At 64.4% G+C, this 24,099-nt stretch carries 26 protein-coding genes; 9 read left to right on the top strand and 17 right to left on the bottom strand.

Features of this window, described 5'->3' with window-relative positions; translation table 11 throughout:
• Positions 1–381: 381 nt before the first annotated feature.
• The 7 genes from ACFB49_RS04480 to petA all read right to left on the bottom strand — a co-directional run bounded on the left by ACFB49_RS04480 (position 382) and on the right by petA (position 6,866).
• Positions 382–1,446 carry a L,D-transpeptidase gene (locus ACFB49_RS04480; RefSeq protein ID WP_380876487.1) on the bottom strand — a complete coding sequence of 355 codons (1,065 nt, stop codon included), beginning with the start codon at positions 1,444–1,446 and terminating at the stop codon, positions 382–384.
• Between the two features lie 91 nt (positions 1,447–1,537).
• Positions 1,538–2,620, bottom strand: a complete 1,083-nt coding sequence (locus ACFB49_RS04475; protein WP_380876484.1) for a Gfo/Idh/MocA family protein — start codon at positions 2,618–2,620, stop codon at positions 1,538–1,540.
• Between the two features lie 77 nt (positions 2,621–2,697).
• Positions 2,698–3,234: an adenine phosphoribosyltransferase gene (locus ACFB49_RS04470; protein WP_380876481.1), complete on the bottom strand. Its 537-nt coding sequence runs from the start codon at positions 3,232–3,234 to the stop codon at positions 2,698–2,700.
• Positions 3,231–4,142 (bottom strand): S-methyl-5'-thioadenosine phosphorylase, encoded by a 912-nt coding sequence (gene mtnP, locus ACFB49_RS04465; RefSeq protein WP_380876478.1) that lies wholly within the window; start codon positions 4,140–4,142, stop codon positions 3,231–3,233. Before mtnP ends, ACFB49_RS04470 begins: the two co-directional genes overlap by 4 nt.
• A 2-nt stretch (positions 4,143–4,144) precedes the next feature.
• On the bottom strand, positions 4,145–4,987 hold the full coding sequence (locus tag ACFB49_RS04460) for a cytochrome c1 (RefSeq protein ID WP_380876475.1): 843 nt from the start codon (positions 4,985–4,987) through the stop codon (positions 4,145–4,147).
• A gap of 14 nt (positions 4,988–5,001) precedes the next feature.
• Positions 5,002–6,288, bottom strand: a complete 1,287-nt coding sequence (locus ACFB49_RS04455) for a cytochrome bc complex cytochrome b subunit (RefSeq protein ID WP_380876472.1) — start codon at positions 6,286–6,288, stop codon at positions 5,002–5,004.
• An 11-nt stretch (positions 6,289–6,299) separates the two neighbouring features.
• On the bottom strand, positions 6,300–6,866 hold the full coding sequence (gene petA, locus ACFB49_RS04450) for a ubiquinol-cytochrome c reductase iron-sulfur subunit (protein ID WP_380876469.1): 567 nt from the start codon (positions 6,864–6,866) through the stop codon (positions 6,300–6,302).
• A gap of 189 nt (positions 6,867–7,055) precedes the next feature.
• Between petA and ACFB49_RS04445 the strand changes: the two genes are divergently transcribed.
• From ACFB49_RS04445 to ACFB49_RS04435, 3 genes are read left to right on the top strand one after another with little or no spacing between them, the layout of a single operon-like run.
• Positions 7,056–7,505 carry a tRNA (cytidine(34)-2'-O)-methyltransferase gene (locus ACFB49_RS04445; protein WP_380879826.1) on the top strand — a complete coding sequence of 150 codons (450 nt, stop codon included), beginning with the start codon at positions 7,056–7,058 and terminating at the stop codon, positions 7,503–7,505.
• Positions 7,502–8,344: an oxygen-dependent coproporphyrinogen oxidase gene (gene hemF, locus ACFB49_RS04440; RefSeq protein ID WP_380876466.1), complete on the top strand. Its 843-nt coding sequence runs from the start codon at positions 7,502–7,504 to the stop codon at positions 8,342–8,344. The genes ACFB49_RS04445 and hemF overlap by 4 nt, the downstream gene beginning before the upstream one ends.
• 5 nt (positions 8,345–8,349) lie before the next feature.
• Entirely contained in the window at positions 8,350–8,940 is a 591-nt protein-coding gene (locus ACFB49_RS04435; protein WP_380876464.1) for a GNAT family N-acetyltransferase, read from the top strand.
• On the opposite strand, the gene ACFB49_RS04430 is transcribed toward ACFB49_RS04435, so the two are convergent.
• Positions 8,923–9,717, bottom strand: a complete 795-nt coding sequence (locus ACFB49_RS04430) for a hypothetical protein (protein ID WP_380876461.1) — start codon at positions 9,715–9,717, stop codon at positions 8,923–8,925. The genes ACFB49_RS04435 and ACFB49_RS04430 overlap by 18 nt on opposite strands.
• Positions 9,718–9,824: 107 nt before the next feature.
• On the opposite strand from ACFB49_RS04430, the gene lipB reads away from it, so the two are divergent.
• The 3 genes from lipB to ACFB49_RS04415 all read left to right on the top strand — a co-directional run bounded on the left by lipB (position 9,825) and on the right by ACFB49_RS04415 (position 11,691).
• Entirely contained in the window at positions 9,825–10,493 is a 669-nt protein-coding gene (lipB, locus tag ACFB49_RS04425; RefSeq protein ID WP_380876458.1) for a lipoyl(octanoyl) transferase LipB, read from the top strand.
• A gap of 88 nt (positions 10,494–10,581) precedes the next feature.
• Entirely contained in the window at positions 10,582–10,848 is a 267-nt protein-coding gene (locus tag ACFB49_RS04420; protein WP_380876455.1) for a hypothetical protein, read from the top strand.
• A 186-nt stretch (positions 10,849–11,034) separates the two neighbouring features.
• Positions 11,035–11,691 (top strand): hypothetical protein, encoded by a 657-nt coding sequence (locus ACFB49_RS04415; protein WP_380876453.1) that lies wholly within the window; start codon positions 11,035–11,037, stop codon positions 11,689–11,691.
• Positions 11,692–11,753: 62 nt separating this feature from the next.
• Here the strand turns inward: ACFB49_RS04415 and queE are convergent, their stop codons facing one another.
• From queE to ACFB49_RS04380, 7 genes are all read right to left on the bottom strand, one after another.
• Positions 11,754–12,401, bottom strand: a complete 648-nt coding sequence (gene queE, locus ACFB49_RS04410; protein ID WP_380876451.1) for a 7-carboxy-7-deazaguanine synthase — start codon at positions 12,399–12,401, stop codon at positions 11,754–11,756.
• Entirely contained in the window at positions 12,398–13,087 is a 690-nt protein-coding gene (gene queC / locus ACFB49_RS04405; RefSeq protein ID WP_380876448.1) for a 7-cyano-7-deazaguanine synthase QueC, read from the bottom strand. The genes queE and queC overlap by 4 nt, the downstream gene beginning before the upstream one ends.
• A 254-nt stretch (positions 13,088–13,341) precedes the next feature.
• Positions 13,342–13,758, bottom strand: coding sequence for a DUF3617 domain-containing protein (locus tag ACFB49_RS04400; RefSeq protein ID WP_380879824.1), 417 nt, complete (start codon positions 13,756–13,758; stop codon positions 13,342–13,344).
• Positions 13,759–13,980: 222 nt separating this feature from the next.
• Positions 13,981–14,916 (bottom strand): Hsp33 family molecular chaperone HslO, encoded by a 936-nt coding sequence (locus ACFB49_RS04395; RefSeq protein ID WP_380876446.1) that lies wholly within the window; start codon positions 14,914–14,916, stop codon positions 13,981–13,983.
• Positions 14,917–15,040: 124 nt separating this feature from the next.
• On the bottom strand, positions 15,041–15,970 hold the full coding sequence (gene argF, locus ACFB49_RS04390; protein WP_380876443.1) for an ornithine carbamoyltransferase: 930 nt from the start codon (positions 15,968–15,970) through the stop codon (positions 15,041–15,043).
• Positions 15,967–17,163 carry an aspartate aminotransferase family protein gene (locus ACFB49_RS04385; RefSeq protein WP_380876440.1) on the bottom strand — a complete coding sequence of 399 codons (1,197 nt, stop codon included), beginning with the start codon at positions 17,161–17,163 and terminating at the stop codon, positions 15,967–15,969. The genes argF and ACFB49_RS04385 overlap by 4 nt, the downstream gene beginning before the upstream one ends.
• Positions 17,164–17,295: 132 nt before the next feature.
• Positions 17,296–18,123 (bottom strand): ABC transporter permease, encoded by an 828-nt coding sequence (locus ACFB49_RS04380; protein ID WP_380876437.1) that lies wholly within the window; start codon positions 18,121–18,123, stop codon positions 17,296–17,298.
• A 63-nt stretch (positions 18,124–18,186) separates the two neighbouring features.
• Between ACFB49_RS04380 and ACFB49_RS04375 the strand changes: the two genes are divergently transcribed.
• Positions 18,187–18,870 carry a GcrA family cell cycle regulator gene (locus tag ACFB49_RS04375; RefSeq protein ID WP_380876435.1) on the top strand — a complete coding sequence of 228 codons (684 nt, stop codon included), beginning with the start codon at positions 18,187–18,189 and terminating at the stop codon, positions 18,868–18,870.
• A 30-nt stretch (positions 18,871–18,900) separates the two neighbouring features.
• Here the strand turns inward: ACFB49_RS04375 and prsR are convergent, their stop codons facing one another.
• Complete coding sequence (gene prsR, locus ACFB49_RS04370; protein WP_380879822.1) at positions 18,901–20,259, bottom strand: PEP-CTERM-box response regulator transcription factor; 1,359 nt, start codon at positions 20,257–20,259, stop codon at positions 18,901–18,903.
• A gap of 5 nt (positions 20,260–20,264) precedes the next feature.
• Positions 20,265–22,352: an XrtA/PEP-CTERM system histidine kinase PrsK gene (gene prsK / locus ACFB49_RS04365; protein ID WP_380876432.1), complete on the bottom strand. Its 2,088-nt coding sequence runs from the start codon at positions 22,350–22,352 to the stop codon at positions 20,265–20,267.
• Positions 22,353–22,657: 305 nt separating this feature from the next.
• Here prsK and ACFB49_RS04360 point away from each other — a divergent pair, with 305 nt between their 5' ends.
• Positions 22,658–23,743 carry a mannose-1-phosphate guanylyltransferase/mannose-6-phosphate isomerase gene (locus ACFB49_RS04360; RefSeq protein WP_380876430.1) on the top strand — a complete coding sequence of 362 codons (1,086 nt, stop codon included), beginning with the start codon at positions 22,658–22,660 and terminating at the stop codon, positions 23,741–23,743.
• 80 nt (positions 23,744–23,823) lie between these two features.
• On the top strand, positions 23,824–24,093 hold the full coding sequence (locus tag ACFB49_RS04355; protein WP_380876427.1) for an osmoprotectant transporter permease: 270 nt from the start codon (positions 23,824–23,826) through the stop codon (positions 24,091–24,093).
• The last annotated feature ends 6 nt before the right edge of the window (positions 24,094–24,099 follow it).

Here is a 24,099-nt window from a genome sequence, read left to right as displayed (position 1 = left end):
TCGCTCGCCAATATGGGATCATCTGCCAGCCGAACTGGCGCGCCAAGCAAACACCACATCACGCGTCGGGAAGACGCTAACGAATTACCCGCCCGCGATGCAAGAAACGCCATCGGCGGCATTCGTATTGAATCGAGAAACTTCGCGTTGGATCGCGTGGACAATTCCGGGAGGACAATGCCCACTCTCGGGCAACAGGATGGCGGACGCGAGTGTCCGGGATGTCGGGGAAACGGAGGCCAGCGTCTCTTCCTCCCCACCCAGCAAGGGAGGGGAGCCAATTGTCCGCTCTGTCGTCGCATCCCGACAGGCAGCTTGTGGGCAACGCGCAGCCCTCCCGAACCCCACCACCGGTTCATCATCGGAATTCGCCCACCCCGCCTAAGGCGTTGAAATAGGCTCCGGCCCATCGGTGCCGCTCATCACCGCCAACCTCGTGCCGGTCGTGGCGCCATTCACACGAGATTGCGTCACCAGCACCGTCGCACCAGGGGCCAGCACCGTTCGGATCGCGGCCATGAACCCATGTGGAGCTTCGACGCGGGCCATGACGGCGCTGTCGAGCACCCGGCCCACTTCACCGGCATGGCCGGGCACGCCGACATAGATCCAGCTTTCGCCGCCCTGGGCGTTGCGGGTCAATGTCAGCACATGGGTGGCAAAGTCCTGATCGGGAATGGTGATCCGCGCCCGGCCGATCTCGATCCCGTTGCGCAGCACGATGGCACGCTGATCCGATTTCGAAAGGATCACCGAAACCGGCCCCGCGGGGGACGCCTCCGGGGTCCAGCGATAGCTTTCATTTGGCGACAATGGCTTGCTTCGGCCATCCGCCTTGGCGACGGACGATGCCGCCAGCACCCCGGCGTCCTGCACATGCACCGCCGATCCGGCGCTGCCGGCGACGACCACTGTGCCGCCAAGGTCGGTCACCCCGAACAGCAGCTTGGCAAAGGCGTAAGGCAGGTGAACGCAGCCATGGCTCTCCGGGTATCCGGGCAGTCCCCCCGCGTGGAGCGCGACGCCGTCCCATGTCAGCCGCTGCTGAAACGGCATCGCCGCATTGTTATATTTGCTCGAATGGTGCGCGGCATCCTTCTGAAGGATCGTGAAAACGCCGTCAGGCGTCTCATGCCCCGCTTTGCCGGAAGACACCGTCGAAACACCGATCCGCACGCCGTTGCGATAGACGGTGGCAAGCTGCCGCGACAGATCGACATAGACCAGCATCGGCCCGGCCGGCGCGACTTCCGGCGCCCATACCCAATCGCCGGGCTTCAGCGCGTCGGCCTTCTGCACAAGCTCGACCGCCGAGCTGACTTTCGATCCCTGCGCTGCTGCCATTCCCGGCATGGCGGCCGCGGCCAGAAGCAGCAGCCCGCCCGTCCAACGCGCCTTCATCCCCACATGCGCCTCCCACTGGTCATCGCGGCGATTTTTCCGCATGGCGATCCTTCCGTCCAGAGCGCCGCCCAATTTTTGGGATTCAAATCCGACAAATGGGTGAGGACAATCTCGGAAGCGGCAGAAGCGCACCTCAAGCCGCGAGGCGCACACCCAACACTTCGCTCATCTCCACGGCGCGCTTCTCACGTGCGCTGATTTCGGCGGCGACGCCCATCGCCACCGCGCGCAGGCCGTCCTCAGCCGTCACTTCCACCGGCCCCTCGCCTTTGACCGCGCGGGCGAAGGCGAGATGCTGGTGCCAGGTCGCGCCGAAATGCTCGCCCGCCGCCAGCGCGGCCGCTTCCACGTCGACATGCTCGCGCACCGCCTGCTTGGCGTTGCCATAGCCGACGCGCGGGCTGAAGATGATGTCGCCCGGCGGCACCATCAGGTCGATCCGCGCCGTGTCACCAGTCGCGCTGATCTCCTCCTGATGCTCGGCGCCGTCCGCGAACATGCAGAGATCGAGCATCGCGCGGACACCATTGTCGAAATCGACCACGGTATAGCTGTTATCGATGATGTCGGGCCGTTGCCCCTCGATCCGCTCGTCGGCATGGTTCACGTCCACCCCGCCCGAACAGAAGACCCGCACCGGCTCGGCGCGGATGATGTGGCGCATCAGATCGAAGAAATGGCAGCATTTCTCCACCATCGTCCCGCCGGTGTTGCGCGACAGGCGGTTCCACTGGCCCACCTTGTCCAAGAAGGGGAAGCGATGCTCGCGGATCGCCAGCATCACCAGCCGCCCTGCCCGGCCCTCATGCACCTGCGCGATGAAGCGCCGGGCGGGCGGCATGTAGCGATACTCCATGCCTGTCCAGAACGGCGCGGGATGGCGGCGGGCGCGGTCGACGATCCAGGCGGCATCGGCCACCGTCGTCGCGATCGGCTTCTCGCACAGGATCGGCAGGCCGCGCGCGAACAGCGGCTCCAGCACTTCACGATGCGTATGGTTGGGGCTTGCGACGATCACCGCGTCCACGTCCGCCGCAGCGGCGAAGCTCTCGGCATCGGTGAAGTGCGCGGCATCGCGGCAACCGGCGGCGATTAGCGATGCCGGCTCAGGATCGGCGATCGCGGTGATGCGGGCGCCGGGCAGCAATTGGATGTTGCGGATATGCTCCTGCCCCATCAGCCCCGTGCCGATCACGCCATATCGCAAGCCCGTCATCAATCGCCCTCGCCGGAAAAACCCGCCCATCCAGCGAAATCCAACAGACTGCAAGCCCTGGTTGACGAAGGTAGTGTTCAGTGCCCCTCGAACGCCACCAGAGTGCCCACCGCCACGCCTTCGTCGGCGATCCGTGCAGCACCGCCCAGATCGGGCAGATCGATTACGAACGCCGCCGCCGTCACTTCCGCGCCCGCCTTCCTCAGCAGCCGGATCGCTGCCAAGGCGGTGCCACCGGTGGCGAGCAGATCATCGACCAGCAGCACCCGGCAACCCGGAACCAAGGCATCCTCATGCATCTCGATCCGGTCCTCGCCATATTCCAGCGCATAGTCGATGCCGACGGTCCGCCCCGGTAGTTTGCCGTCCTTGCGGATCAGGACAAGCCCGACGCCCAGTCTGTGTGCAACAGCCGCCCCGAAAATAAAGCCCCGCGCCTCGATCCCCGCCACCATGTCGAACGGCCCGTCATGCAGCGCCGACAGCCGCTCGATCGTCGCCGCCAGCCCCTCGGCGTCGAGCAGCAACGTAGTGATGTCGCGGAACTGGATGCCGGGCTTGGGAAAGTCCGGGATCGTGCGGATCAGCGCGGCGAGATCAGCGTTGTCGGTCATGCGAAGATCCTGGGTGCAAGGGTTGCCAGCCGTTCCCGTGCCGCATCCGGCCAGGCGTCCCGCGCGGTGATGATCGCAGCGTCCAGCGCATGATTACACCCCTTGGGGCACGTCTCCGGCGCCGCGCCGCCCGCCGCCACCTCGGCTACCAGCGCCTGCGCATTGGCGGCATTCTGCCCGAGCACCCGGATCACCTCGGCCACATCGACCGCGCCTTTGTGCCAGGCGTCGAAGTCCGTGACCATCGCGATATTGACGTAGCAAAGCTCCGCCTCCCGCGCGAGCCGCGCCTCGGGCAACCCTGTCATCCCCACCACGTCCATTGCCTGCGCGCGGTAGAGCCTGGATTCGGCGCGCGTCGAAAATTGCGGCCCTTCCATCACCAGCATCGTGCCGCCGACCCGATGCGGCAGGCCAAGCGTGGTCAGCGCCTCCGCAACCCGGCTCGCCAGTCGCCCGCAGGCGGGATCGGCAAAGGCGACATGCGCCACCACGCCCTCGCCAAAGAAGCTGCGGCCGGCGCGGATCGTGCGGTCGACATATTGGTCGACGATCACGAAGGTGCCGGGCGGCAATTCCTCGCGATAGGAGCCGACGGCGGAGACCGCGATCACCTCGGAGCAGCCGAGCGCCTTCAGTGCGGCGATATTCGCCCGCGCGGGTATCTCGTCCGGCGCCAGCACATGGCCGCGGCCGTGGCGCGGCAGGAAGGCGATTTCGCGTCCGCCAAGCGTGCCGACCAGTATCTCGTCTGAAGGTTTGCCCCAGGGCGTTTCCACCGGCGTCCAAACGGCATCGGCGAGAGCGGCCATCCGATAGAGGCCACTCCCGCCGATAATGCCAAGGCGGCCTGAACCGCCTTCCCTGATCCGGGGCGACCGGCCCGAAGACACGGCCGCCCCCGTCATTGTCAGTGCTTCATGCCCGACCAGACGTTGCGGTAGGCCATGAACGCCAGCCCGGTTGCGATGATCAGGAAGATCACCACAGCAACGCCGGTACGGTGGCGGCTCTCCAGCTTCGGTTCGGCCGTCCACACCAGGAACGCGGACACATCCTTGGCCATCTGGTCAACCGACGCATTGGTGCCGTCGGCGTAGGTCACCTGTCCGTCGGCCACCAGCGGCGGCGGCATCGCGATGTTCAGGTTCGCGAAGTACGGGTTGTAGTGCAGGCCAGTGCCGGTCTTGGCGTCCGGGAACTCCTGGAGGAGCTTCGCCGGCTGATTCTGGTAACCGGTCAGCAGCGAATAGACATAGGCGGCGCCGTCATGGCGAGCCTTGGTCATCAGCGACAGATCCGGCGGATTGGCGTTGTTGTTCGCCGCGCGAGACGCAACCTCGTTCGGATAGGGATTCGGGAACTTGTCGGCGGCTTCCGCCTTGCGCGTCGCGGCTTCACCCGTGTCCGGGTTCACCGAAGGCACTTCGATCGCCCACTGCTTGGCAATCGCCTTCACTTCCGGCTCGCTGAAACCGAGATCGTGGAGATCGCGGAACGAGACGAAGTGCAGCGAGTGGCAGGCCGCGCAGACTTCCTTGTAGACTTGGAAGCCACGCTGGAGCTGCTGACGGTCGAACTTGCCGAGCGGGCCATTGCTGGCCAGTTCGAGCTTCTTCGGGTGGAGGTGGAACTCATGCTCGACAGTCGGGGCGGGCGGCTCCTTGATGAAGTTCACCGCGCCCGTGATGAGCGAGAAGAGCAGGACGAATACGAAACCCAGCCCGACGAGGGCACCGATGGGACGGACCATTATCAGTTACCCCCTTATTCCGCAGCCACGGGCTGCGCGCCGGCGACTTCGCCATGCTTGGCCAGCACCGCCTCGGTGATCGAACCCGGCAGCGGCAGCGGCCGCTCGATGCGCGAGATGATCGGCAGGATGATCAGGAAGTGGGCGAAGTAGTAAGCCGCGGCCAGCTGCGAGATCATCACATAGGGCTCTTCCGCCGGCGCGCCGCCGCAATAGCCCAGGATGAGCACGTCGATGCACAGAATCCAGAAGAACATCTTGAACGTCGGGCGGTAGTTGCCCGAGCGAACCGGCGACTTGTCAAGCCACGGCAGGAAGAACAGGAGCAGGATCGACGCAAACATCGCGATGACACCCCACAGCTTCGCCGGCAGGATGAAGTCCACCGTAAACGCACGCAGGATCGCGTAGAACGGCCAGAAATACCATTCCGGAACGATGTGCGCCGGCGTCGAGAGCGGGTTCGCCGGGATGTAGTTGTCCGCGTGGCCGAGATAGTTCGGCGCGAAGAACAGCATGAGGGCGAACAGGATCAGGAACACGCCGAGCCCGAAGCCGTCCTTGGCCGTGTAATACGGGTGGAACGGAACGGTATCCTGCGGACCCTTCACGTCCACACCCGTCGGGTTCGACGAACCGGGGATGTGCAGCGCCCAGATGTGCAGGATGATCACGGCCGCGATCACGAACGGCAGCAGATAGTGCAGTGAGAAGAAGCGGTTCAGCGCGGCATTGTCGGGGGCGAAGCCACCAAGCAGCCAGGTCTGGATCGGCTCGCCGACCAGCGGGATCGCGCCGAACAGGCCGGTGATCACCTTCGCACCCCAGAAGCTCATCTGGCCCCAGGGAAGCACGTAACCCATGAAGGCGGTCGCCATCATGAGGAGGAAGATGACGAGGCCGAGCAGCCACACCATTTCGCGCGGCGCCTTGTACGATCCGTAGAAGAGGCCGCGGAAGATGTGGAGATAGACGACGATGAAGAAGAAGCTCGCGCCGTTGGCGTGCGCATAGCGCAGCATCCAGCCCGAATTCACGTCGCGCATGATATGTTCGACCGACGCGAAGGCGATGTCGCCGTTCGCCGCATAGTGCATGGCGAGCACGATGCCGGTGATGATCTGGATGGCGAGCGCCGCACCCGCGAGCACGCCGAAATTCCAGAAATAATTCAGGTTGCGCGGCACCGGATAGCCGGCACCCACCGCGTTATAGACCAGACGCGGCAACGGAAGCCGTTCGTCGATCCACTGCATCGCCGGATGCTTCGGCGCATAATGATTAGCCCAGGGAAAGCTCATCTCAGTTCACCTCAGCCGATCTGCACGACGGTGTCGGATTTGAAGGCGTAATCCGGAACCTGGAGGTTCTTGGGCGCAGGGCCCTTACGGATACGGGCGGCGGTGTCGTAGTGCGAACCGTGGCAGGGGCAGAAATAGCCGCCGAATTCACCGCGGTTTTCGCCCTCGCCAGCGCCCAGCGGCACACAGCCGAGGTGGGTGCAAACGCCCATGGTAATGAGCCACTGCTCCTTACCTTCCTTGGTCCGCTCGGCCAGCGTCTGCGGATCGCGCAGCGTATCGGCCGGCACGGCATTCGCCTCGCCGATCTCCTTGGCCGTCAAATGACGGATGAAGAGAGGCTGCTTGCGGAAAATCGTCTTGATCGCCTGACCTTCGGCGATCTTGGACACGTCGACCTCGATCGAGGCCAGCGCCAGCACGTCGGCCGAAGGATTCATCTGGTTGACCAGCGGCAGAACCACTGCAACCGCGCCCACGCCAGCAAAGCTGACGGCAGCGATATTGATGAAATCACGGCGTCGAACGCCCTCGCCCTCAGGCGCGTCTGATGGTTGTACTTGCTCGAGCGTCGCCATTCCGGAACCCTTGCGCTGCCACGAAATAAGCGCCCGCAAGGCGACCACCTGTTGGCGAGCACCCCGCATAGACGCGACCGCCTGTTATTCCCCCGGGCGGTTGGCGCGCTGATAGACTCGCACCCAGCCATTGCCAACAGCAATTTACGCAGTCTTGCGGCGACGCGACATAATCGCATAGCGGGAACCATGCGGATCGCGCTTTTCCAGCCGGACATAGCCGGCAATGTCGGCACCATTTTAAGGCTTGCCGCCTGCTTTGGCGTCCCCGTCGACGTCATCGAGCCGTGCGGCTTTCCTTTTTCCGATCGCAGCCTGAAGCGCGCCGGCATGGATTATGCTGCAGGCGCGGAGCTGCGGCGCCATGCCGATTGGGACGCCTTCCGCGCGGCGACGAACGGACGCCTGGTGCTGCTCACCACACGGGCGGAGACACGGTTGCCCGACGCTCATTTTGCGGAAGACGATATTTTGTTGCTGGGTTCCGAAAGCACCGGCGCGCCCGATTTCGTTCATGATGCGGCGGATCTGACCGTCAGGATTCCGCTGCGGCACGGTTTCCGATCCTTGAATGTGGCGGTCGCGACTGGCATCGCGCTCGCCGAAGCCATGCGTCAGACGGGGAGCTTACCGGAATGATCGAACTCGATGCCGAACAGGCCGCCGCACGCGTCTGGTTCGAATCGCTGCGGGACCGCATCTGCGCGGAATTCGAAGCGATCGAGCGCGAGGCAGGCAGCGACGCATCGTTCGAATATACTGCCTGGAATCGCGACGATGATCCCGAAGCCAAGGGCGGCGGGGGCGTGCGCGGCGTCATCAAGGGCAAGGTATTCGAGAAAGCCGGCGTCAACGTCTCCACGGTCGGCGGGGAATTCTCGCCCGAATTCGCCTCCACGATCCATGGCGCTGCCGAAAACCCCAGCTTCTTCGCGACCGGCATCAGCCTGGTGGCGCACATGGCCAATCCGCATGTGCCCGCGGTCCACATGAACACGCGCTTCCTTGTGACCAGCAAGCGCTGGTTCGGCGGCGGCGCGGATCTCAATCCGCCGCTCCCGGTGGAGCAGGATACGGCCGATTTCCACGCCCGGATGAAGGCCGCCTGCGATCCGCACGACGCATCCTATTATCCGCGCTTCAAGGAATGGGCGGACGATTATTTCTATATCCCCCACCGCAAGGTCCATCGCGGGGTCGGCGGCATCTTCTACGATCATCTCGAAGGCGATTTCGACGCCAACTTCGCCTTCACCCGCGATGTTGGCGAGGCGTTCCTGGATATCTTCCCCAAGATCGTCCGGCGGCGCATGAACGACGCGATCAGCGATGCCGATCGGGATCAGATGCTCGGCTTTCGTGGCCGTTATGCCGAGTTCAATCTCGTCTATGACCGCGGCACTTTGTTCGGCCTCAAGACCGGCGGCAATATCGACGCGATCCTGATGAGCCTGCCCCCGGTCGCCACCTGGGCCTGACGCCCATGTCGCTCGATCCCGTCCCGCCGGGCCAGCTCGCCGCGATCGTCACCTCGCTGGAAATGCTGGCGAGGCCGCGGCCTGCCCCGATGCCCATGTCGGCGCTGCGGCTCTCGCGCTGGCAGGCACCGGCGGTGCAGGCCTACCGCACCCTGTTCCGCCGCATCGGCGAACCCTGGCTCTGGTTCTCGCGGCTGGCGATGAGCGATGCCGACCTCACAGCGATCATCCACGATCCCGCGGTCGAGATATTCGCTGTCGTTGATGCCCAGGGAATCGAGGTCGGCCTTCTCGAGCTCGATTTCCGCAGCGCAGGCCAGTGCGAGCTCGCCTTCTTCGGCCTGATCCCCCAACTCACCGGCAAGGGCCATGGCCGCTGGCTGATGGCCCACGCCCTCGCGCTGGGCTGGCGCAAGGGCGTGACGCGAATGTGGGTCCACACCTGCACGCTCGATCATCACGGCGCGCTCGGTTTCTATCGCAAGGCCGGCTTCACGCCTTTCGCCCGGGCGGTCGAGATATTCGCCGACCCCCGGCTGGCCGGGCTGCTGCCGCGGGATGCCGCGCCGCAGATCCCCTTATTCGATCCCGCCTGAGGCGCCCTGCCCGGCAAGCTGCCGATAGATCATTGTCAGCGTGGCGGCGAAGTATATGGAAAGCGTGGCGTTCACCGCGCCAGTGAGCAAAGCGAGCAAGAGCTTGCCAATGGGCTCGAAGCCCAGCAGCCTGCCACCACCTACCAGCACGGCGCCACCCGCCAGCGACACCGCGCCGCTGATGATCAGCAGCGAGGCCCCGAACAGCAGCATCACGCCCGCCAGCTTGCCGACATGCCCCCGTGTCACGGCAAAGCTGCGCTTCAGCGCCGCGATCACCCCGGTCGGCTCGCGCATCACGACGACGTTCAGCAGCAGCAGCCGGACGCTGAAGTAGAAAACGGCGGCGACCAGGACCAGCATATAGAGCTGCAAGGCGGGAGACACGGGCCCGACCGCCGGCCCGCCGGGGGTAGGAATGGTCCGCACCACCGGCAAAAGCGCGATCGCTGCCACAAATGCCGGCAGCAGATTCGCTCCCAGCGCCACCGGCAGCCTGCGCATCGCCGCGGTCAGCGCCTCGCCGACCGAAACTCCGCCGCCCATGGCGAGACGCACGGTCGCCAGCGATCCGACCAATGTGAACAGACCGATGATCGCCATCGACAATAGCCAAAGGTTCGATGTCGCAGCTTCTGCGGCGTTTTGCGGCAGCGCCAGTTCCGCCAGCGCGCCCGGCACGACCATCAGCGTCAGGCCAATGGGAATCAACAACGCGGCCTCCCGCGCGACGAAGCGGCGGGCCTCGTCCCAGGCGGTGGTGATCGATAAGGCCATGAATGCTCCCGGTTCGGCGTGGCTGCCGCTGGCCCGTCTACAAGGGCGGAGCCCACCCGCGCAATCGCCGCCTTGATCCTCCAGCGCTTCCGCCCCAATTGGAGCGGATGAACAGCTCCGATCCTTCCGTTGAGTGGCAGGTTTCTCCGGGCCTCACGCCCTATCCCCTGGCGCTTGAGGAAATGCAGGCCCGCGCCGCTGCGATTGCTGCGGGCGAAGCAGGCGAGCAGATCTGGCTCGTCGAACATCCGCCGCTCTACACCGCCGGCACCAGCGCCGATCCGGCCGAGTTGCTGACCGAAGATCGCTTCCCGGTCTTTCGCGCCGGCCGCGGTGGCCGTTACACCTATCACGGGCCGGGCCAGCGTACCGGTTATGTCATGATCAACCTCGGTGCGCGCGGCCGTGACGTCCGCCGCTTCGTCCATCTGCTCGAGGGCTGGCTGATCGACACGCTGGCCGATTTCGACATTGCCGCGCGCCGCGCCGAGGGTCGTATCGGCATCTGGGTCGACGATCGGGACGGGCGCGAGGCAAAGATCGGCGCGATCGGCGTCCGCGTTACCAAATGGGTCACATTCCACGGCTTCGCCATGAACATCGCGCCCGATCTCACGCATTTCGGCGGCATCGTGCCCTGCGGCATCGCCGAATATCCGGTCACCAGCTTCGCCGCGCTCGGCAAGCCGGTCGCGATGGCTGATTTCGATGCCGCGCTTCAGCGTCGCCTTCCCGCCTTCCTCGACGCGCTTCCCCTTCCCTGCTGCAACGCTTGAGGCATGCCTGCTTTGCCGATACTGTCCGCCGGGATTTGGATAGCAAGGCCAATTAGCTGCGCCAGATCAACCTACTAGGGAGCCAATGATGCGTGACACCTTTTCGAAGCTGCTGACCGGGGCGATGGTTGCTGGCGCGGCGCTGCTCGTCTCCGCCTGCGGGGGCGACAAGCCGGCGGCTGATACCAATACGACGGAACTCAATGCTGCCGAACCGTCGATGGAAGGATCGGTGAACGACGTCACGGCGGTCGATGCGGCGGGCGCGAGCGACAATTTGGTCATGGACAATGGCGTCACCGCCGACAACGCGACCACGGACAATGCTGCTGCCAACGCTACCAACGCGATGTAATTTCGCGCCGACGAAGGCTTTTGCGGCAAGGCCGTCCGGAAACGGGCGGCCTTTTCCATGTCGTCAGGCCACGGCAACGCGCGTGTCGACCGAGTCCCAGGTGCAACAGCCCGCCGCAAAACCGATCTTGGCCCTTTATCTCCGGGACGCATTAATGTTTAACAGCCGCCAAATGCGGAGGGTCTGATGTTCAAACGCGTCGGGTGGCTGGGTGCCGCCGTGATGGCGACTATGGGGATGGTGCAGGCGGTGCCTGCATCGGCAACCTATCTCTATTGGGTGAAGCCAACCTTCACCGGAGAGCCTGTGCGGGGTGATGAGCCCGGCATCGGTGTTGTCATCCCCAATGCCAGTCCCAAGGAATTGCAGGCGCATCTCTTGTGGAACATGCGGGCCGGCCTGAACGTCGCGGCGTTGCAGTGCCAGTTCTCGCCATCGCTGATGACGGTGCGCAATTACAACGACATATTGCGCCATCATGATCGCGAATTGAACGAAGCCTACAACACGATGGGCGCCTATTTCAAACGCACTGCCGGCAAGACCTGGCAGAAGACGTTCGATCAATACACCACCAAGACCTATAACGGCTTTTCCACGCTCCACGCCCAGCTGAGCTTCTGCGAGACGGCGGCGATGATCGGCCGCGACGCCATTGGCCGGCGCAAGGGCGATCTGCACCTGACCGCCGAAACCAAGATGCGCGAATTCCGCAACAGCCTGGTGCCGACGTCGGACGGCCTGTTCGCGACGCGCCAGCAGCTCATGCCGCGCACACTCGTCAGTCTTGCCCCGCAATGCTGGGACAAGAAGGGCCGTTATGTGGAGAAGAAGTGCGGCTGAAGAGCGATTTCAAACTGGGCGGTAACCCCCAGTGGCTCCGAAATCGCGACAACAAAGCTGCTTCAGCGCACGCCGATCAGCTTGTGCGCCTGAACCGATAGCCGCCAGCGTGGATGGGCCAGAACGAAGGCGATCGTGGCTGCGGTCGTCTCCGCGATATCGAGTCCATCCATCGGCGACACGAGGAAATGGTCGAACGCCCATTCCGCCATCGCCTTATGGTCGTTGCCTGGCTGCGGCCACACCAGTTTCAGCTCATTCCCCGATCGCTGGACGATCTCCGTCCCGGCCTTGGGGCTGACGCAGATCCAGTCGATCCCCGCGGGCGCCGCGATCGTGCCGTTGGTCTCGACCGCAATCTCGAAGCCGCGCTCGTGCAACGCGGCGATCAGTGCCTCATCGACCTGCAGCAAAGGTTCCCCGCCCGTCATCACCACAAAGGGAATGGCACCGGCGCTGTCCAGCGGCTCGGCCGCCCACAATTCCTGCACCTTGTCGGCCAGCGCCGCTGCCGTCCGGTAACGACCGCCATGGTCGCCATCCATGCCGACGAAATCGGTGTCGCAGAACTGGCAGTCGGCGCTCGCCCGATCCTGCTCGCGCCCGCTCCACAGGTTGCAGCCCGAAAAGCGCAGGAACACGGCGCGCCGCCCCGCCTGCCGGCCTTCGCCTTGCAACGTCAGGAAGATTTCCTTGACCGCGTAGCTCATGGCGCGGCGGCGTAGGTGGTCGGATCGGGAATGCCGGCCTCCTCATATCCCTTGCGGCGCAGCCGGCAGCTATCGCACAGGCCGCAATGCAAGCCTCCCGGCGCGGGATCGTAGCAGGACCAGCTCTGCCCCGCGTCCAGCCCCAGCCGCTCGGCCTCCAGCGCAATGTCGGCCTTGGTCATGTGCAGCAACGGGCTGTGGATCGTGAAACGCTTGCCCTCGACGCCGGCCTTGGTGGCGAGGTCCGCCAGTTCCTGGAACTTCTCCACGAACTCCGGCCGGCAATCGGGATAGCCCGAATAATCGAGCGCGTTGACGCCCAGGAAGATGTCATGGGCGCCGCACGCTTCCGCCCAGCCCAGCGCCAGCGACAGGAAGATCGTGTTGCGTGCCGGCACATAGGTGACGGGGATCTCGTCGCCGACACCCGTCTTCGGCACGTCGATCGCGTCGGTCAGCGCAGACCCGCCGAACAGCGACAGATCGAGCGGCAGGATGATGTGGCGCGCCGCATCGAGCGCCGCCGCGATCCGCCGCGCCGCCGCCAGTTCGACCAGATGACGCTGGTTATAATTGATCGTCAACGCATTGATCGCGAAGCCCCGCTCGCGCGCAATACCCGCCGACACCATGGAATCGAGCCCGCCCGACAGCAGTACCACCGCGCCCGGCTTGTCCTGGCCCATATCGTCTTCCTCGTCTCTTCGCGGGCGCCACCGGCATTGCACACGCATCCCGCGAAGGTGCGGGGTCGGCCTGGCCCGGATAAATGGATCAGGCGCGATCTAGCGGATTTTGTGCAGATGCGAAAGCACGCTCCCAAAAGGACGGGCCGCCCTTTTGGGAGCGGCCCAGTTGGGCCCTCGCGGGCCTCTAGGGAGGGAATGTGCCAGACACCGACACATCGGCATCATATAGCGCAGTCGCGGTAAACTCTGGCTTAACGGGGCAGATTGGCTCTGTTCAGGCTCGCGCTCTTCGTCGGGCAATCGCCCATGCGGCGCGCGTCGGCCGTGAAGGCGAAGGGAGCGTTGGCGGCGATTCCCTGCGTGTCTAGGGTCACCGAGCGCGGCGTTACCATCTTCACTGTCGTCCGCCCCCAGCCGGCGCCGGGGCAGCTATAGTGCACCGTCGCGCTCGATTTCTGATTGGCGATGACAAGCCGGCTGCAGGCCGTGCCCGCATGCCGCACCTGAACCAGCGCGCCGGTGTCAGGCCCGACGCAGATCTTGCGCGGCGCTTCACCCTCGGCCTGCAGCTGCCACAGGCCCGGCTCAAGGGCGCTGGCAACGGCCAGTTGCGTCGGCTGGGCATGGGCAACACAACCCACGCCACCCGCCAAGGCGAATGCAAGCATACGCAACAAGAACTTCCGGTCAAACATTGTAGTTAACCTCAAATCCCACCGCGGCGGCTGATAAACTTTAAGCCCCGTTCAGTTGTGATCTTCTAACGATTTCACGTTAACGGTTATACAACGGTCAGGTCTTCACGACGACCCTTGTGAGGCCCTGATTACGCCCCTTTGGTCGAAGGGTCTGTGAGCTTCGTCACTTCGTCGCGCGATTCTTCACTTTCGTCAGGATGCAAAATCCGCAAGCGCGAAGCTGTAACGGCGCGAACAGAATTCGCAGTCGACGTGGATCATGCCATCCGAATCGGCCATCTCCGCCCGTTCTTCCGCCGGGAAGCGGGCGATCACCGAACGGATGTGATCGGCGTTGCAACGGCAATTGCGTGAAAGCTTGATCAGCGGAAGAACGCGGACCTCGTCCTCCTCATGGAACAGCCGCCAGGCGATCTGGTCGAGCGGCAATTCGGGATCGAGCAGTTCCTCGTCGCGGATCGTGTTGGCAAGCGCCGCGACATGCTCCCAGGCCTCGCGATCCTCGCGGACATGGAGGCGCACATTGCCCTCCTCGCCCTCGGCCAGATACTGAACGAGGATGCCGCCGGCGATATGGCCGCCCTCGCCATTGTCGGCAGTCGCCAGCCGGACGAGGCTCGGTAGCTGATCGGACTGGTTGAAATAATTCTCCGCCGCCGCCGCCAGCGAGCCGCCTTCCAGCGGCACGATCCCCTGATAACGCTCGCCGGTCGCCGCCTGATCGAAGGTGATGGCAAGATAGCCGCGCCCAAACAGTGCGAACAGCGACGGATCGGTCGGCATCTCCGCCAGCCGATCGGCATCGTGGCGGACATAGCCGCGCATCTCGCCGCCCTTGTAATCGCAGACGAGCAGATCGACGACGCCGCCTTCGGTCTGCGCCTGGATGGTGAGCTGGCCGCCGGCATCCTTGAGCGTGGTTCCCAGCAGCGCGGTCAGGGTCAGGGCTTCAGCGAGTAGCCTGCCGATCACCGGCGGATAGCCGTGCGCCGCAAGCACGCCGTCCAGCGCCGGACCCAGCCGTACGACACGGCCGCGGGCATGGCGTTTGGGGATGGTGAAGCCAAGTGCCTGATCGACGTGGCCGATGACGAGCGCTTCGCCCTTTCCGTTACCGTTGGTAGCCATAAAACTCCGCCGTCACCCTGAACTTGTTTCAGGGTCCACTTGATCATCCGCACTGTCCGTGCGGAGGCACGGTGGATGCTGAAACAAGTTCAGCATGACGAACGATTATTTCAAGGGTGGTGATTCAGCCGATCAGGCCGAAGCACCACAGCAAAACCGACTTCTGGGCATGCAGGCGGTTCTCCGCCTCATCCCAGATTGCCGAGTTCGGGCCGTCGAGCACCTCGTCGGTCGCTTCCTCGCCGCGATGCGCGGGCAGGCAATGCAGGAACGCCGCATCGGGCTTGGCGTGCGCCATCAGCGCCGCATTCACCTGATAGGGCGTCATCGCCGCCAATTTCTCCTCGGCATGGTCCTGGCCCATCGAAATCCAGGTGTCGGTGACGACGACATCGGCATCCTGCACCGCAGCCAACGGATCGCGCAGGATCGGCACCGTCATGCCGCGCTTCAGCGCCGCGTCCAGCACCTCCATCGACGGTTCGTAGCCCGCCGGGCAGCCGACCCGCACGTCGAAGCCCAGCAGGCTGCCCGCCTCGATGATCGAATGCAGCACATTATTGCCATCGCCCAGCCACGCCCAGCGCGTGCCCGCCAGCGCCTTGCGGCGCTCGATCACGGTCAGCATGTCCGCCATGATCTGGCAGGGATGGCTATGATCGGTCAGGCCGTTGATGACCGGGACGGTCGCATGTTCAGCCATCTCGATCAGCTTGGAATGATCGTCGGTGCGGATCATGATCGCGTCGACCATGCGGGAAAGCACGCGCGCCGTGTCCGCCACCGTCTCGCCACGACCGAGTTGCATCGATCCGCCATCCATCACGATGGTCGTGCCACCCAACTGACGCATGGCCATGTCGAACGAGACGCGCGTGCGTGTGGAGTTCTTCTCGAAGATCATCGCCAGCGTGCGGCCGGCCAGCGGAGCATCGGCATCCGCCTTGCCCTTCGGCCATTCGGCCCGCGCCGTCTTCCGGTCGATCGCATCGTTCAGCATCGCCGCGATCGCGTCCCCGCCGGCATCGGCGAGGTCGAGGAAGTGCCGGCTCACGCGGCGGCCGGCGGAGTGTAGCTCCGCGCGCCTTCCGAAAGCTTCTGGATGCATTCGGCGATATGCTCCTCGCCGATCACCAGCGGCGGCAGCACACGGAACACATTCTCGCCCGCGGCCACCGTCAGCAGCCCGTGATTGTCGCGCAAATGCGCCACGAAATCGCGGCTCACCGCCGCCTCCTTCATCTTGATGCCGAGCATCAGGCCCTTGCCGCGGATCTCCTCGAACAGGTGATCATGGTTCGGGATCAGTTGCTCGAAGGCGGCGCGCAGGCGCTCACCCATATTGTTGACATGCTCGAGGAAAGCCGGTTCCAGCATCACGTCGAGGATCGCCTGTCCGGCCGCCATCGCCAGCGGATTGCCGCCATAGGTGGAACCGTGCGTACCGATCACCATGCCCTTGGCTGCTTCCTCTGTTGCCAGGCACGCGCCGAGCGGGAAGCCGCCGCCGATGCCCTTCGCCGCGGTCAGGATGTCGGGGGTGATGCCGTAATGCTCGTAAGCCCACATCTTGCCAGTGCGGCCGTAACCGCACTGGATCTCGTCGAGGATCAGCAGCAAGCCATGCTCGTCGCACGCCTTGCGCAAGCCCTGGATGAACTCGGGCGTGCCCGCGGTCATGCCGCCCTCGCCCTGCACGGTCTCGACCAGGAAACCGGCGGTCTCATCGTCGATCAGCGCCAGCGCGCCCTCAAGATCGTTGAACTTCGCATAGTCGAAGCCCGGCAGCAGCGGCTCGAAACCGTCGCGCATCTTGCCCTGATCGGTCGCGCTGATCGCGCCCAGCGAACGGCCGTGGAAGGCGTTCTTGAAGGTGATCAGCTTGTGCCGCCGCGGGTTGCCGTTGACATAGTGATAACGGCGGGCGGTCTTGATCGCACACTCGATCGCTTCGACGCCCGAATTGGTGAAGAACACCGTGTCGGCAAAGCTGTTGTCGACGATACGCTGCGCCAGCGCCTCACCCTGCGGGCTACCGTAGAGGTTGGAGACGTGCATCAGCGTCGCCGCCTGATCCTGGATCGCCTTGGTCAGATGCGGATGGCCATGGCCGAGCGCGTTGACCGCGATGCCCGCCGCGAAATCCAGATAGCGTTCGCCGCGCTCGCCGATCAGATAGCAGCCCTCGCCTCGCACCGGCCGCACGCCGCACCGCGGGTACACTGGCATGAGTGGGGTGATGGCCATCTGAACTGCTCCTTCAACGAAAAAGTTCGGGAAAACTCCGGAAACGCAAAAAGGCGGCCCAGTTCGGCCGCCTTGTTCGAAGCGCGCTTTTATCGTTGGAACGGGGACGGGACAACCCCCGTCGCGGGCAGGTCAGTTCTTGAGCTTCCAGCCCTTCGTCAGCGCGACGTAACAGATCGCGCCGAGCACTATGTTCACGCCGAGCAGCACCAGCGCGCCCGCGGCAATCGGCGAATCGGCGATGCCGATGAAGCCGTAGCGGAAGCCTGAAATGACATAGAAGAACGGGTTGGCGTGGCTGATCGTCTGGAAGGTCGGCGCCAGCGCATCCACCGAATAGAAGGTCCCCGAAAGCAGCGAGAGCGGTTGGACGACGAAATTCGTCACCGCCGCCGCATGGTCGAACTTTTCCGCCCAGATCGACGTCAGGACGCCCAGGAACGAAAGTAGTGCCGATCCCATCAGCCCGAACCACACGACCGCCCAGAAATGCTGCGGGATCACCTCGACACCGGGCCAGAAGCACATCGCCAGCCATACGGCGAGCCCGACCAGCACGGCGCGCGTCATCGACGCCGCGACCAGCGCGAACAGCACTTCGCCCGAAGAAAGCGGCGGCATCAGATAGTCGACGATCGTGCCCTGGATCTTGCCGACCAGCAGCGAGAAGCTGGAATTGGCGAAGGCATTCTGCATCATGCCCATCACGATCAGGCCGGGCGCGATGAAATTGGCGAAGTGAATACCCATCACCATGCGCCCGCCGCCGCCCAGCGCGACGGTGAAGATCACGAGGAAAAGCAACGTCGTAATGGCCGGCGCCCAGATCGTCTGGAGCTGGACCTTGAAGAAACGCCGCACCTCCTTCACATAGAGCGCGCGCAATCCTCCCCAATTGACGAACGGGATTACCGGCACGCCGGGGTTGGCGCGCACCAAGTTTTCGGGCTGGTCGGTCATGGCACAAGCGACTATCGACTGGCACGCCCGCCCGCAAGCGCGGGAAAAGTTTAAGGACGACGAATGGCCTGGACGGACGAACGGATCGAACAGCTTAGGCGGCTCTGGGAAGCGGGCAACACCGCGAGCCAGATCGCCGAGGAACTCGGCGGGGTCAGCCGCAATGCGGTGATCGGCAAGGCGCATCGCCTGGGTCTGCAGTCGCGCCCGTCGCCGGTGCGCGGCGGTGACAGCAGCAACAGCAATAGCGAGTCGACGCCGAAGCAGGCAGCGCCCCGTCCGGAGCCCGTCGCCGCGACGCCAGCCCCGCCGCCGCCCGCTCCGGCCCCCGCGCCTGCTGCGGCCAAGCCCGCCGCGCCGGCACCGGTGGCGACGCCCGCGCCGGCTGCTCCTGCCACAAGCGCGCCTCAGCAGGTCTTCCGCTCGATCGGCCCCGGCGGCTTCCAGCGCCAGTCCCCCGGCGAGCAGCAGCCTCCCTCGACGCCCGCACCGCCGCGCCGGCTGGTGCCCGCGAAGCCGTCTGCCGATATGGCGGGCAAGACGAGCCTGCTCGAACTGAGCGACAAGATCTGCAAGTGGCCGATCGGCCATCCCGGCGAGCCGGATTTCCATTTCTGTGGGCAGCCGATCAATCCGGGCTTCCCTTACTGCCTGAATCATTGTTCGGTCGCCTATCAGGCGCAATTGCCGCGCCGCGACCGTCGCCCGCCGCCGCCGCTGCCTTATGGCGGCCCCCGCGTCCGCTAAGCTTCCCGGCCTGGGGGCGCCGAGGCGTCCTCAGGCTTGAAGGTCGTACTGCTTGAACAGGTCGTAGAGCGTCGGCCGGCTGATGCCGAGCAGCTTCGCCGCATTCGACACATTGCCCTCCGTCCGCGCCAGTGCCTGACGGATCGCGCGGCGGTCGGCGAGTTCGCGCGCCGCCTTCAGGTTGATGAGTTCCGCCCCGTCCGCCACCGATCCGAGATCGAGATCGGCCGCGGTCAGCATCTTGCCTTCAGCCATGATGACCGCCCGCTTCATGCGGTTCTCAAGCTCGCGGACATTGCCTGGCCAGGGCCAGCTATTGAGCACAGCCAGCGCATCCGGCGCGAAACCGCGGACCTGCGGGTTCATTTCCTTGGCGAAGCGCGTCAGAAAATGCTTGGCGAGCAAAGTCGCATCGCCATGCCGTTCCGCGAGCGTCGGGATGTTCACGACAATCTCAGCCAGCCGGTAATAAAGATCCTCGCGGAAACTTCCCGCCGCGATCATAGCCGGCAGATCCTGGTGCGTGGCGCAGACGATGCGCGTGTCGACCGGAATGGCGCGTCGGCTGCCGATCCGCTCGATCACGCGCTCCTGCAGGAAGCGCAGTAACTTCACCTGCAATGGCAGCGGGATGTCACCCACCTCGTCGAGGAACAAAGTGCCGCCCTCGGCCATCTCGATCTTGCCTTCGGTCGTCTTGACCGCGCCGGTAAACGCCCCCTTCTCGTAGCCAAACAATTCGGCCTCGAGCAGGTTTTCCGGGATCGCCGCGCAGTTGATCGCGACGAACGCGCCCTTCGCCCGCCCACTTGCATTGTGGACGCCCCGCGCGAGCAATTCCTTGCCCGTCCCACTCGCACCCAGCAGCATCACCGATACATTGGCGTTGGCGACGCGTTCGATCGTGCGGGCGACCTTCAGCATTTCCGGGGCGCCGGTGATCATGCCGCCCAGCACGGTGGCGCCGCCCGTTTCGGCCGTCGCCAGCCGCGCATTCTCCTTCTCGATCGCATGGAGGTGGAAGGCCCGCGCGACGATCAGGCCGAGCGTGTCGATATCGACCGGTTTTTGGTAGAAATCATAGGCTCCGGACGCGATGGCTCGCAGCGCGCTTTCGCGGGCGCCATGACCGGACGCGACGATCACCTTGGTATCGGGCTTCAGCCGCAGGATCTCCTCAAGCGTCGCGAAGCCCTCGGTCACGCCATCGGGATCTGGCGGCAGGCCCAGATCGAGCGTCACCACCGCCGGCTCGGTCGCGCGCAAGGCGTCGATCGCCCCGGCACGGTCGCTCGCGACGATGACGTCATAATCCTCATAGGCCCAGCGCAATTGACGCTGCAGCCCTTCGTCGTCCTCGACGATCAGGAGTTTCGGCTTTTCGGACATTTGGCTCATGATGGGTCCAACGCATTAACGAATCGCTCAGCATCCGCGGTGATCTGCGTCACTGGCAGCACGATTGAAAAACGGGTGCCGGATCCTTCACGACTTTCCACCTCCAATCGCCCTCCCATGGCCGAGATCAGGCTGCGGGCCTCGAACGCCCCGATTCCGAACCCACCGGCCTTGGTGGAGGCGAAAGGTCTATAGAGCCGCGTGCGGATGAACTCGGCGGACATGCCCTCGCCCCGATCGACCACGGTGATCACGGCCTCCAATCCGCGCCTTTCAATATGAACCCACACTGGCTCGCCCTGTGGGCTGACGTCGATGGCATTCTGGACGATATGGCCCAACGCCTGTTCCAGGCGGGGCGGGTCGGCCGCGGCGATGATGTCGCCCGCTCCCTCCACCCGGACGATGTGCTGCTGCGCCCGGCCGCTGGCGACCGCCTCGGCGATCGGCTTCAATGCAACCGGCCGCGGCTCGGCAGCCCGGCCGGTATGATGCTGCGACAGGCGGGCGAGCAGATCGTTCATCTTCGCCGTCGAGTTTCGCAGCGTGGCAATCATGTCCGCGCGAAAATCGGGATTGTCGGCATGACGCTCGGCATTGCGGGTAAGCAGGCTCAACTGGCTCACCAGATTCTTGATGTCATGCATGATGAAGGCGAATCGGCGATTGAACTCGTCGAACCGCCGCGCCTCGTTCAACGCCTCCTGCCCGCGCGCCTCGGCCAGGTAACTCGCGACTTGCCGCCCCGCGACACGCAGCAGATCGAAATCCTCCCAATCGAGCCCCCGGTCGACCCGCGGCCGCGCCAGCAGGACAAGACCGACCAGTTGGTCGAAGTGGATCAGCGGCACGCCGGCCCACGCCCTTTGCTGCGCCAATATCCACTCAGGCGTCACGCTGGTCTCGTCCGCATCGCCGTTGCGGATCGTATCGAATTCCAGGATGCGGCCCGTGGCCTGCACGGCCCGCACGAATGCGGAATCCGCGGCCACGGCCGGCACTTCTGCAGCCGGCCAATTCCATTGCGCTGCAAGCGCAAGTCCGGCGCCGCCGTCCGGCACCAGCAGCAGCCCGCCAGGCGCCTCCATGATATCGGCGATCGCCTGGATCACGCGCACGTCGAGCGGATCGGCCCCCTCATCCGGTCGCCCGATCGTGTCGGTGAAACGCATCCACTCGACGCGATAGTCATAGCGGTGCTGAAACAGATGCTTGGCGACCTTCACCTTCAGCCACGCGCTGATCCGCCCTGCCGGAAGGAACACCAGCGCCGCGATCGACATGCCGAACACCGCCGTCACCTGCGCGAGCTGCGCATAATCGCCGCCGATCAGTTCGATGGCGCGTGCGACGATCACCATCGCGATCAGGTAGAAACCGATCGCCATCAGCGACAGCGATTGGAAGGTGACCGTACGCGAAATCCGCATCTTCCACCGCGTATTGCGGCGGCTCGCCAGCGCGAAGAGCGGCGCCAGCAGCAGCATGATGACGCCGCGGCCGGCGTAGAGCGAGATCGGCCAGCCATGGCCGAGATAGGCCACGGTGTAGAGATTGAGGTCGTAGGTCCACATCGATGCCAGCGCGATCATCGGCAGGCGAATGCCCCAGCGCGCATCCGGCGTGGCAGCCGTGTAGAGATTGTGGACCAGCACCAATGCGCCAACCGCAAAGGTCATTCGCAACAGCAGGATGGCGAAGAACAAGGCCTCGACGGCATCGGGATCATGGCTGGTGAACCGATTCGCCAGGAAATCGACGCCGACCTGGGCCAAGCCCACTCCGGCCAACACGCCATATAGGGCAGTGATCGTGGAACGGTTGGCAACGCCGGCACCCTGCCGCAAAAGCCCGAACATGAAACCCAACCATGCCAGGTTCCGCGCCGTCTCGCCGATACGTGCGGCCAGATCGCCCGGTCCGGCGAACACCACCGCCGTTGCCCAGCCGGCGGTCATCGCAAAGGCCAGGGTCAGCGTCCGGCGCTGCATGCCCCCGCGGGGGCCTTGCACCTGCCACAGTGCCAAGGCCGCAAACAACACTGCGGCCACGACATGGCTCCAGACGCCGATCGCGTCAGTCATTATTCGATCTGCTCCCCCGAGCTGTATGTTCCATGTGGCTCAGATCTCGGGCCAAAGAAAGGCGAAGCTACGGCCAAATTCGGCTGAGCATCGTTCGGCACGGCGTTTGACAGCTAAACCCATGAAGTTGCACAATCCCATCAAAAAATTGATGATCGTAAAATTTTTCGACGGGCAGGTGTCGCCCAAATTGACAAAAAAATGCTGAAACCTTGTCATCGATTGCGGATTTAATGGGCATCTCGCGACTTGCCATGCAATCACATGGATAAGCTACCATCATCGCCACGGATTTACGGAGGCCCATGACCACGCCCCGGAACAAGATAACGCCCGTCATCCTTTCCGGTGGCAGCGGCACCCGGCTCTGGCCGATGTCACGCACCATGCGCCCCAAGCAGCTTCTGAGCCTCATCGCCGATCAGACGATGCTGCAGTTGACCGCGTCCCGGACGATCGACACGTCGCGCTTTGCCGCACCGATGATCGTCGCCAACACCGCGCACGCCGACGAGATCGAGCAGCAACTCGGCGAAATCGGCGCGGAGCCGGCCGCCGTCATCCTCGAGCCTGTTGGCCGCAATACCGCACCAGCCATCGCGCTCGCGGCGATCGCCGCCCCGGCCGATGCCATCCTTCTGGTGATGCCCAGCGATCATGTCATCCTCAACGTCGCCGCCTTTCATGCCGCGATCGATGCCGCACTGCCGCTGGTCGAACAGGGTTGGCTCGCGACCTTCGGCATCACGCCCGACGCCCCCGAAACCGGCTATGGCTATATCCACACCGGTGCCGAGATCGCGCCCGGCGTCCACAAGGTCGACAAGTTCGTCGAAAAGCCGGATCTCGCGACGGCCGAGGCATATCTCGCCGAAGGACATTATGTCTGGAATGGCGGCATCTTCCTGTTCCGGGCAGACGCCTATCTCGCCGCGCTCGAAAAATACGCACCTGCCATGGCCGCAGCGACGCGGACGTCCATGGCAGGCTCCGTCCATGACGGCGCACGGGTTCATCCCGAAGCGGAGGCTTTCACCGCCTCTCCCGCGGATTCGATCGATTATGCGGTGATGGAGAAGGATGATCGTGTCGCGGTCGTTCCGGTCGAAATGGGTTGGTCGGACATCGGCAGCTGGGACGCGCTCCATTCCATCATCGGCCCCGATGCCGCCGGTAATTGCCATCAGGGCGACGTTATCGCACTCGACACCACCAACTGCCTGATCCGGTCCGATGGCCCGCTTATAGCCACCGTGGGGGTCAGCGACCTCATTGTCGTCGCCACGGGGGATGCCGTGCTGGTCCTGCCGCGCGGTGCCAGTCAGGATGTCCGGCGGATCGTCGATGAACTCAAGCGCACGGGTCATGTCACGCTCGACCGGCTGACCTGATCGGGCGGACCGGCCCGCCCTCGCTTGTCTCGCTTTAACTGTCCGTGTCGAAATGTTACTTTGGCGCGGTGACCTTCTGGTTGCTCTTCGCATTCGATGCGGTACTGGCCGCCGTGCTGTTGCTGTTCTTCTTTGTGGGGATCACCGACAATTCGGTTTCCGGCTCCAATATCGGCCTTTGGCTGGCGATGCTGGCCGGGGCGGCTTGCATCCTCGGCGGCGGCTGGTGGCTGCGCGCCCGCGCCCATGGGCCGGCAGCAACCGGCCTTCTGCTGGTACCTGCTCTCCCGGGCCTCATCTATTTCGGCTTCGTGCTGATGATGGTGGTGATGCAGCCTAGCTGGCGCTGATCGCCC

This window comes from Sphingomonas sp. DBB INV C78 (genome assembly GCF_042693015.1).
Classification (GTDB): domain Bacteria; phylum Pseudomonadota; class Alphaproteobacteria; order Sphingomonadales; family Sphingomonadaceae; genus Sphingomonas_E.
Note: the sequence above shows the minus strand (reverse complement) of the source record. Positions and strands in the feature narration are given on the sequence as shown.

Excerpts from the sequence above, each read along its gene's own strand:
- ACFB49_RS04480 (WP_380876487.1), bottom strand. The coding sequence starts at position 1,446 with ATGCGGAAAAATCGCCGCGATGACCAGTGGGAGGCGCATGTGGGGATG.
- ACFB49_RS04475 (WP_380876484.1), bottom strand. The coding sequence starts at position 2,620 with ATGACGGGCTTGCGATATGGCGTGATCGGCACGGGGCTGATGGGGCAG.
- ACFB49_RS04470 (WP_380876481.1), bottom strand. The coding sequence starts at position 3,234 with ATGACCGACAACGCTGATCTCGCCGCGCTGATCCGCACGATCCCGGAC.
- mtnP (WP_380876478.1), bottom strand. The coding sequence starts at position 4,142 with ATGACGGGGGCGGCCGTGTCTTCGGGCCGGTCGCCCCGGATCAGGGAA.
- ACFB49_RS04460 (WP_380876475.1), bottom strand. The coding sequence starts at position 4,987 with ATGGTCCGTCCCATCGGTGCCCTCGTCGGGCTGGGTTTCGTATTCGTC.
- ACFB49_RS04455 (WP_380876472.1), bottom strand. The coding sequence starts at position 6,288 with ATGAGCTTTCCCTGGGCTAATCATTATGCGCCGAAGCATCCGGCGATG.
- petA (WP_380876469.1), bottom strand. The coding sequence starts at position 6,866 with ATGGCGACGCTCGAGCAAGTACAACCATCAGACGCGCCTGAGGGCGAG.
- ACFB49_RS04445 (WP_380879826.1), top strand. The coding sequence starts at position 7,056 with ATGCGGATCGCGCTTTTCCAGCCGGACATAGCCGGCAATGTCGGCACC.
- hemF (WP_380876466.1), top strand. The coding sequence starts at position 7,502 with ATGATCGAACTCGATGCCGAACAGGCCGCCGCACGCGTCTGGTTCGAA.
- ACFB49_RS04435 (WP_380876464.1), top strand. The coding sequence starts at position 8,350 with ATGTCGCTCGATCCCGTCCCGCCGGGCCAGCTCGCCGCGATCGTCACC.
- ACFB49_RS04430 (WP_380876461.1), bottom strand. The coding sequence starts at position 9,717 with ATGGCCTTATCGATCACCACCGCCTGGGACGAGGCCCGCCGCTTCGTC.
- lipB (WP_380876458.1), top strand. The coding sequence starts at position 9,825 with ATGAACAGCTCCGATCCTTCCGTTGAGTGGCAGGTTTCTCCGGGCCTC.
- ACFB49_RS04420 (WP_380876455.1), top strand. The coding sequence starts at position 10,582 with ATGCGTGACACCTTTTCGAAGCTGCTGACCGGGGCGATGGTTGCTGGC.
- ACFB49_RS04415 (WP_380876453.1), top strand. The coding sequence starts at position 11,035 with ATGTTCAAACGCGTCGGGTGGCTGGGTGCCGCCGTGATGGCGACTATG.
- queE (WP_380876451.1), bottom strand. The coding sequence starts at position 12,401 with ATGAGCTACGCGGTCAAGGAAATCTTCCTGACGTTGCAAGGCGAAGGC.
- queC (WP_380876448.1), bottom strand. The coding sequence starts at position 13,087 with ATGGGCCAGGACAAGCCGGGCGCGGTGGTACTGCTGTCGGGCGGGCTC.
- ACFB49_RS04400 (WP_380879824.1), bottom strand. The coding sequence starts at position 13,758 with ATGCTTGCATTCGCCTTGGCGGGTGGCGTGGGTTGTGTTGCCCATGCC.
- ACFB49_RS04395 (WP_380876446.1), bottom strand. The coding sequence starts at position 14,916 with ATGGCTACCAACGGTAACGGAAAGGGCGAAGCGCTCGTCATCGGCCAC.
- ACFB49_RS04385 (WP_380876440.1), bottom strand. The coding sequence starts at position 17,163 with ATGGCCATCACCCCACTCATGCCAGTGTACCCGCGGTGCGGCGTGCGG.
- ACFB49_RS04380 (WP_380876437.1), bottom strand. The coding sequence starts at position 18,123 with ATGACCGACCAGCCCGAAAACTTGGTGCGCGCCAACCCCGGCGTGCCG.
- ACFB49_RS04375 (WP_380876435.1), top strand. The coding sequence starts at position 18,187 with ATGGCCTGGACGGACGAACGGATCGAACAGCTTAGGCGGCTCTGGGAA.
- prsR (WP_380879822.1), bottom strand. The coding sequence starts at position 20,259 with ATGTCCGAAAAGCCGAAACTCCTGATCGTCGAGGACGACGAAGGGCTG.
- prsK (WP_380876432.1), bottom strand. The coding sequence starts at position 22,352 with ATGACTGACGCGATCGGCGTCTGGAGCCATGTCGTGGCCGCAGTGTTG.
- ACFB49_RS04360 (WP_380876430.1), top strand. The coding sequence starts at position 22,658 with ATGACCACGCCCCGGAACAAGATAACGCCCGTCATCCTTTCCGGTGGC.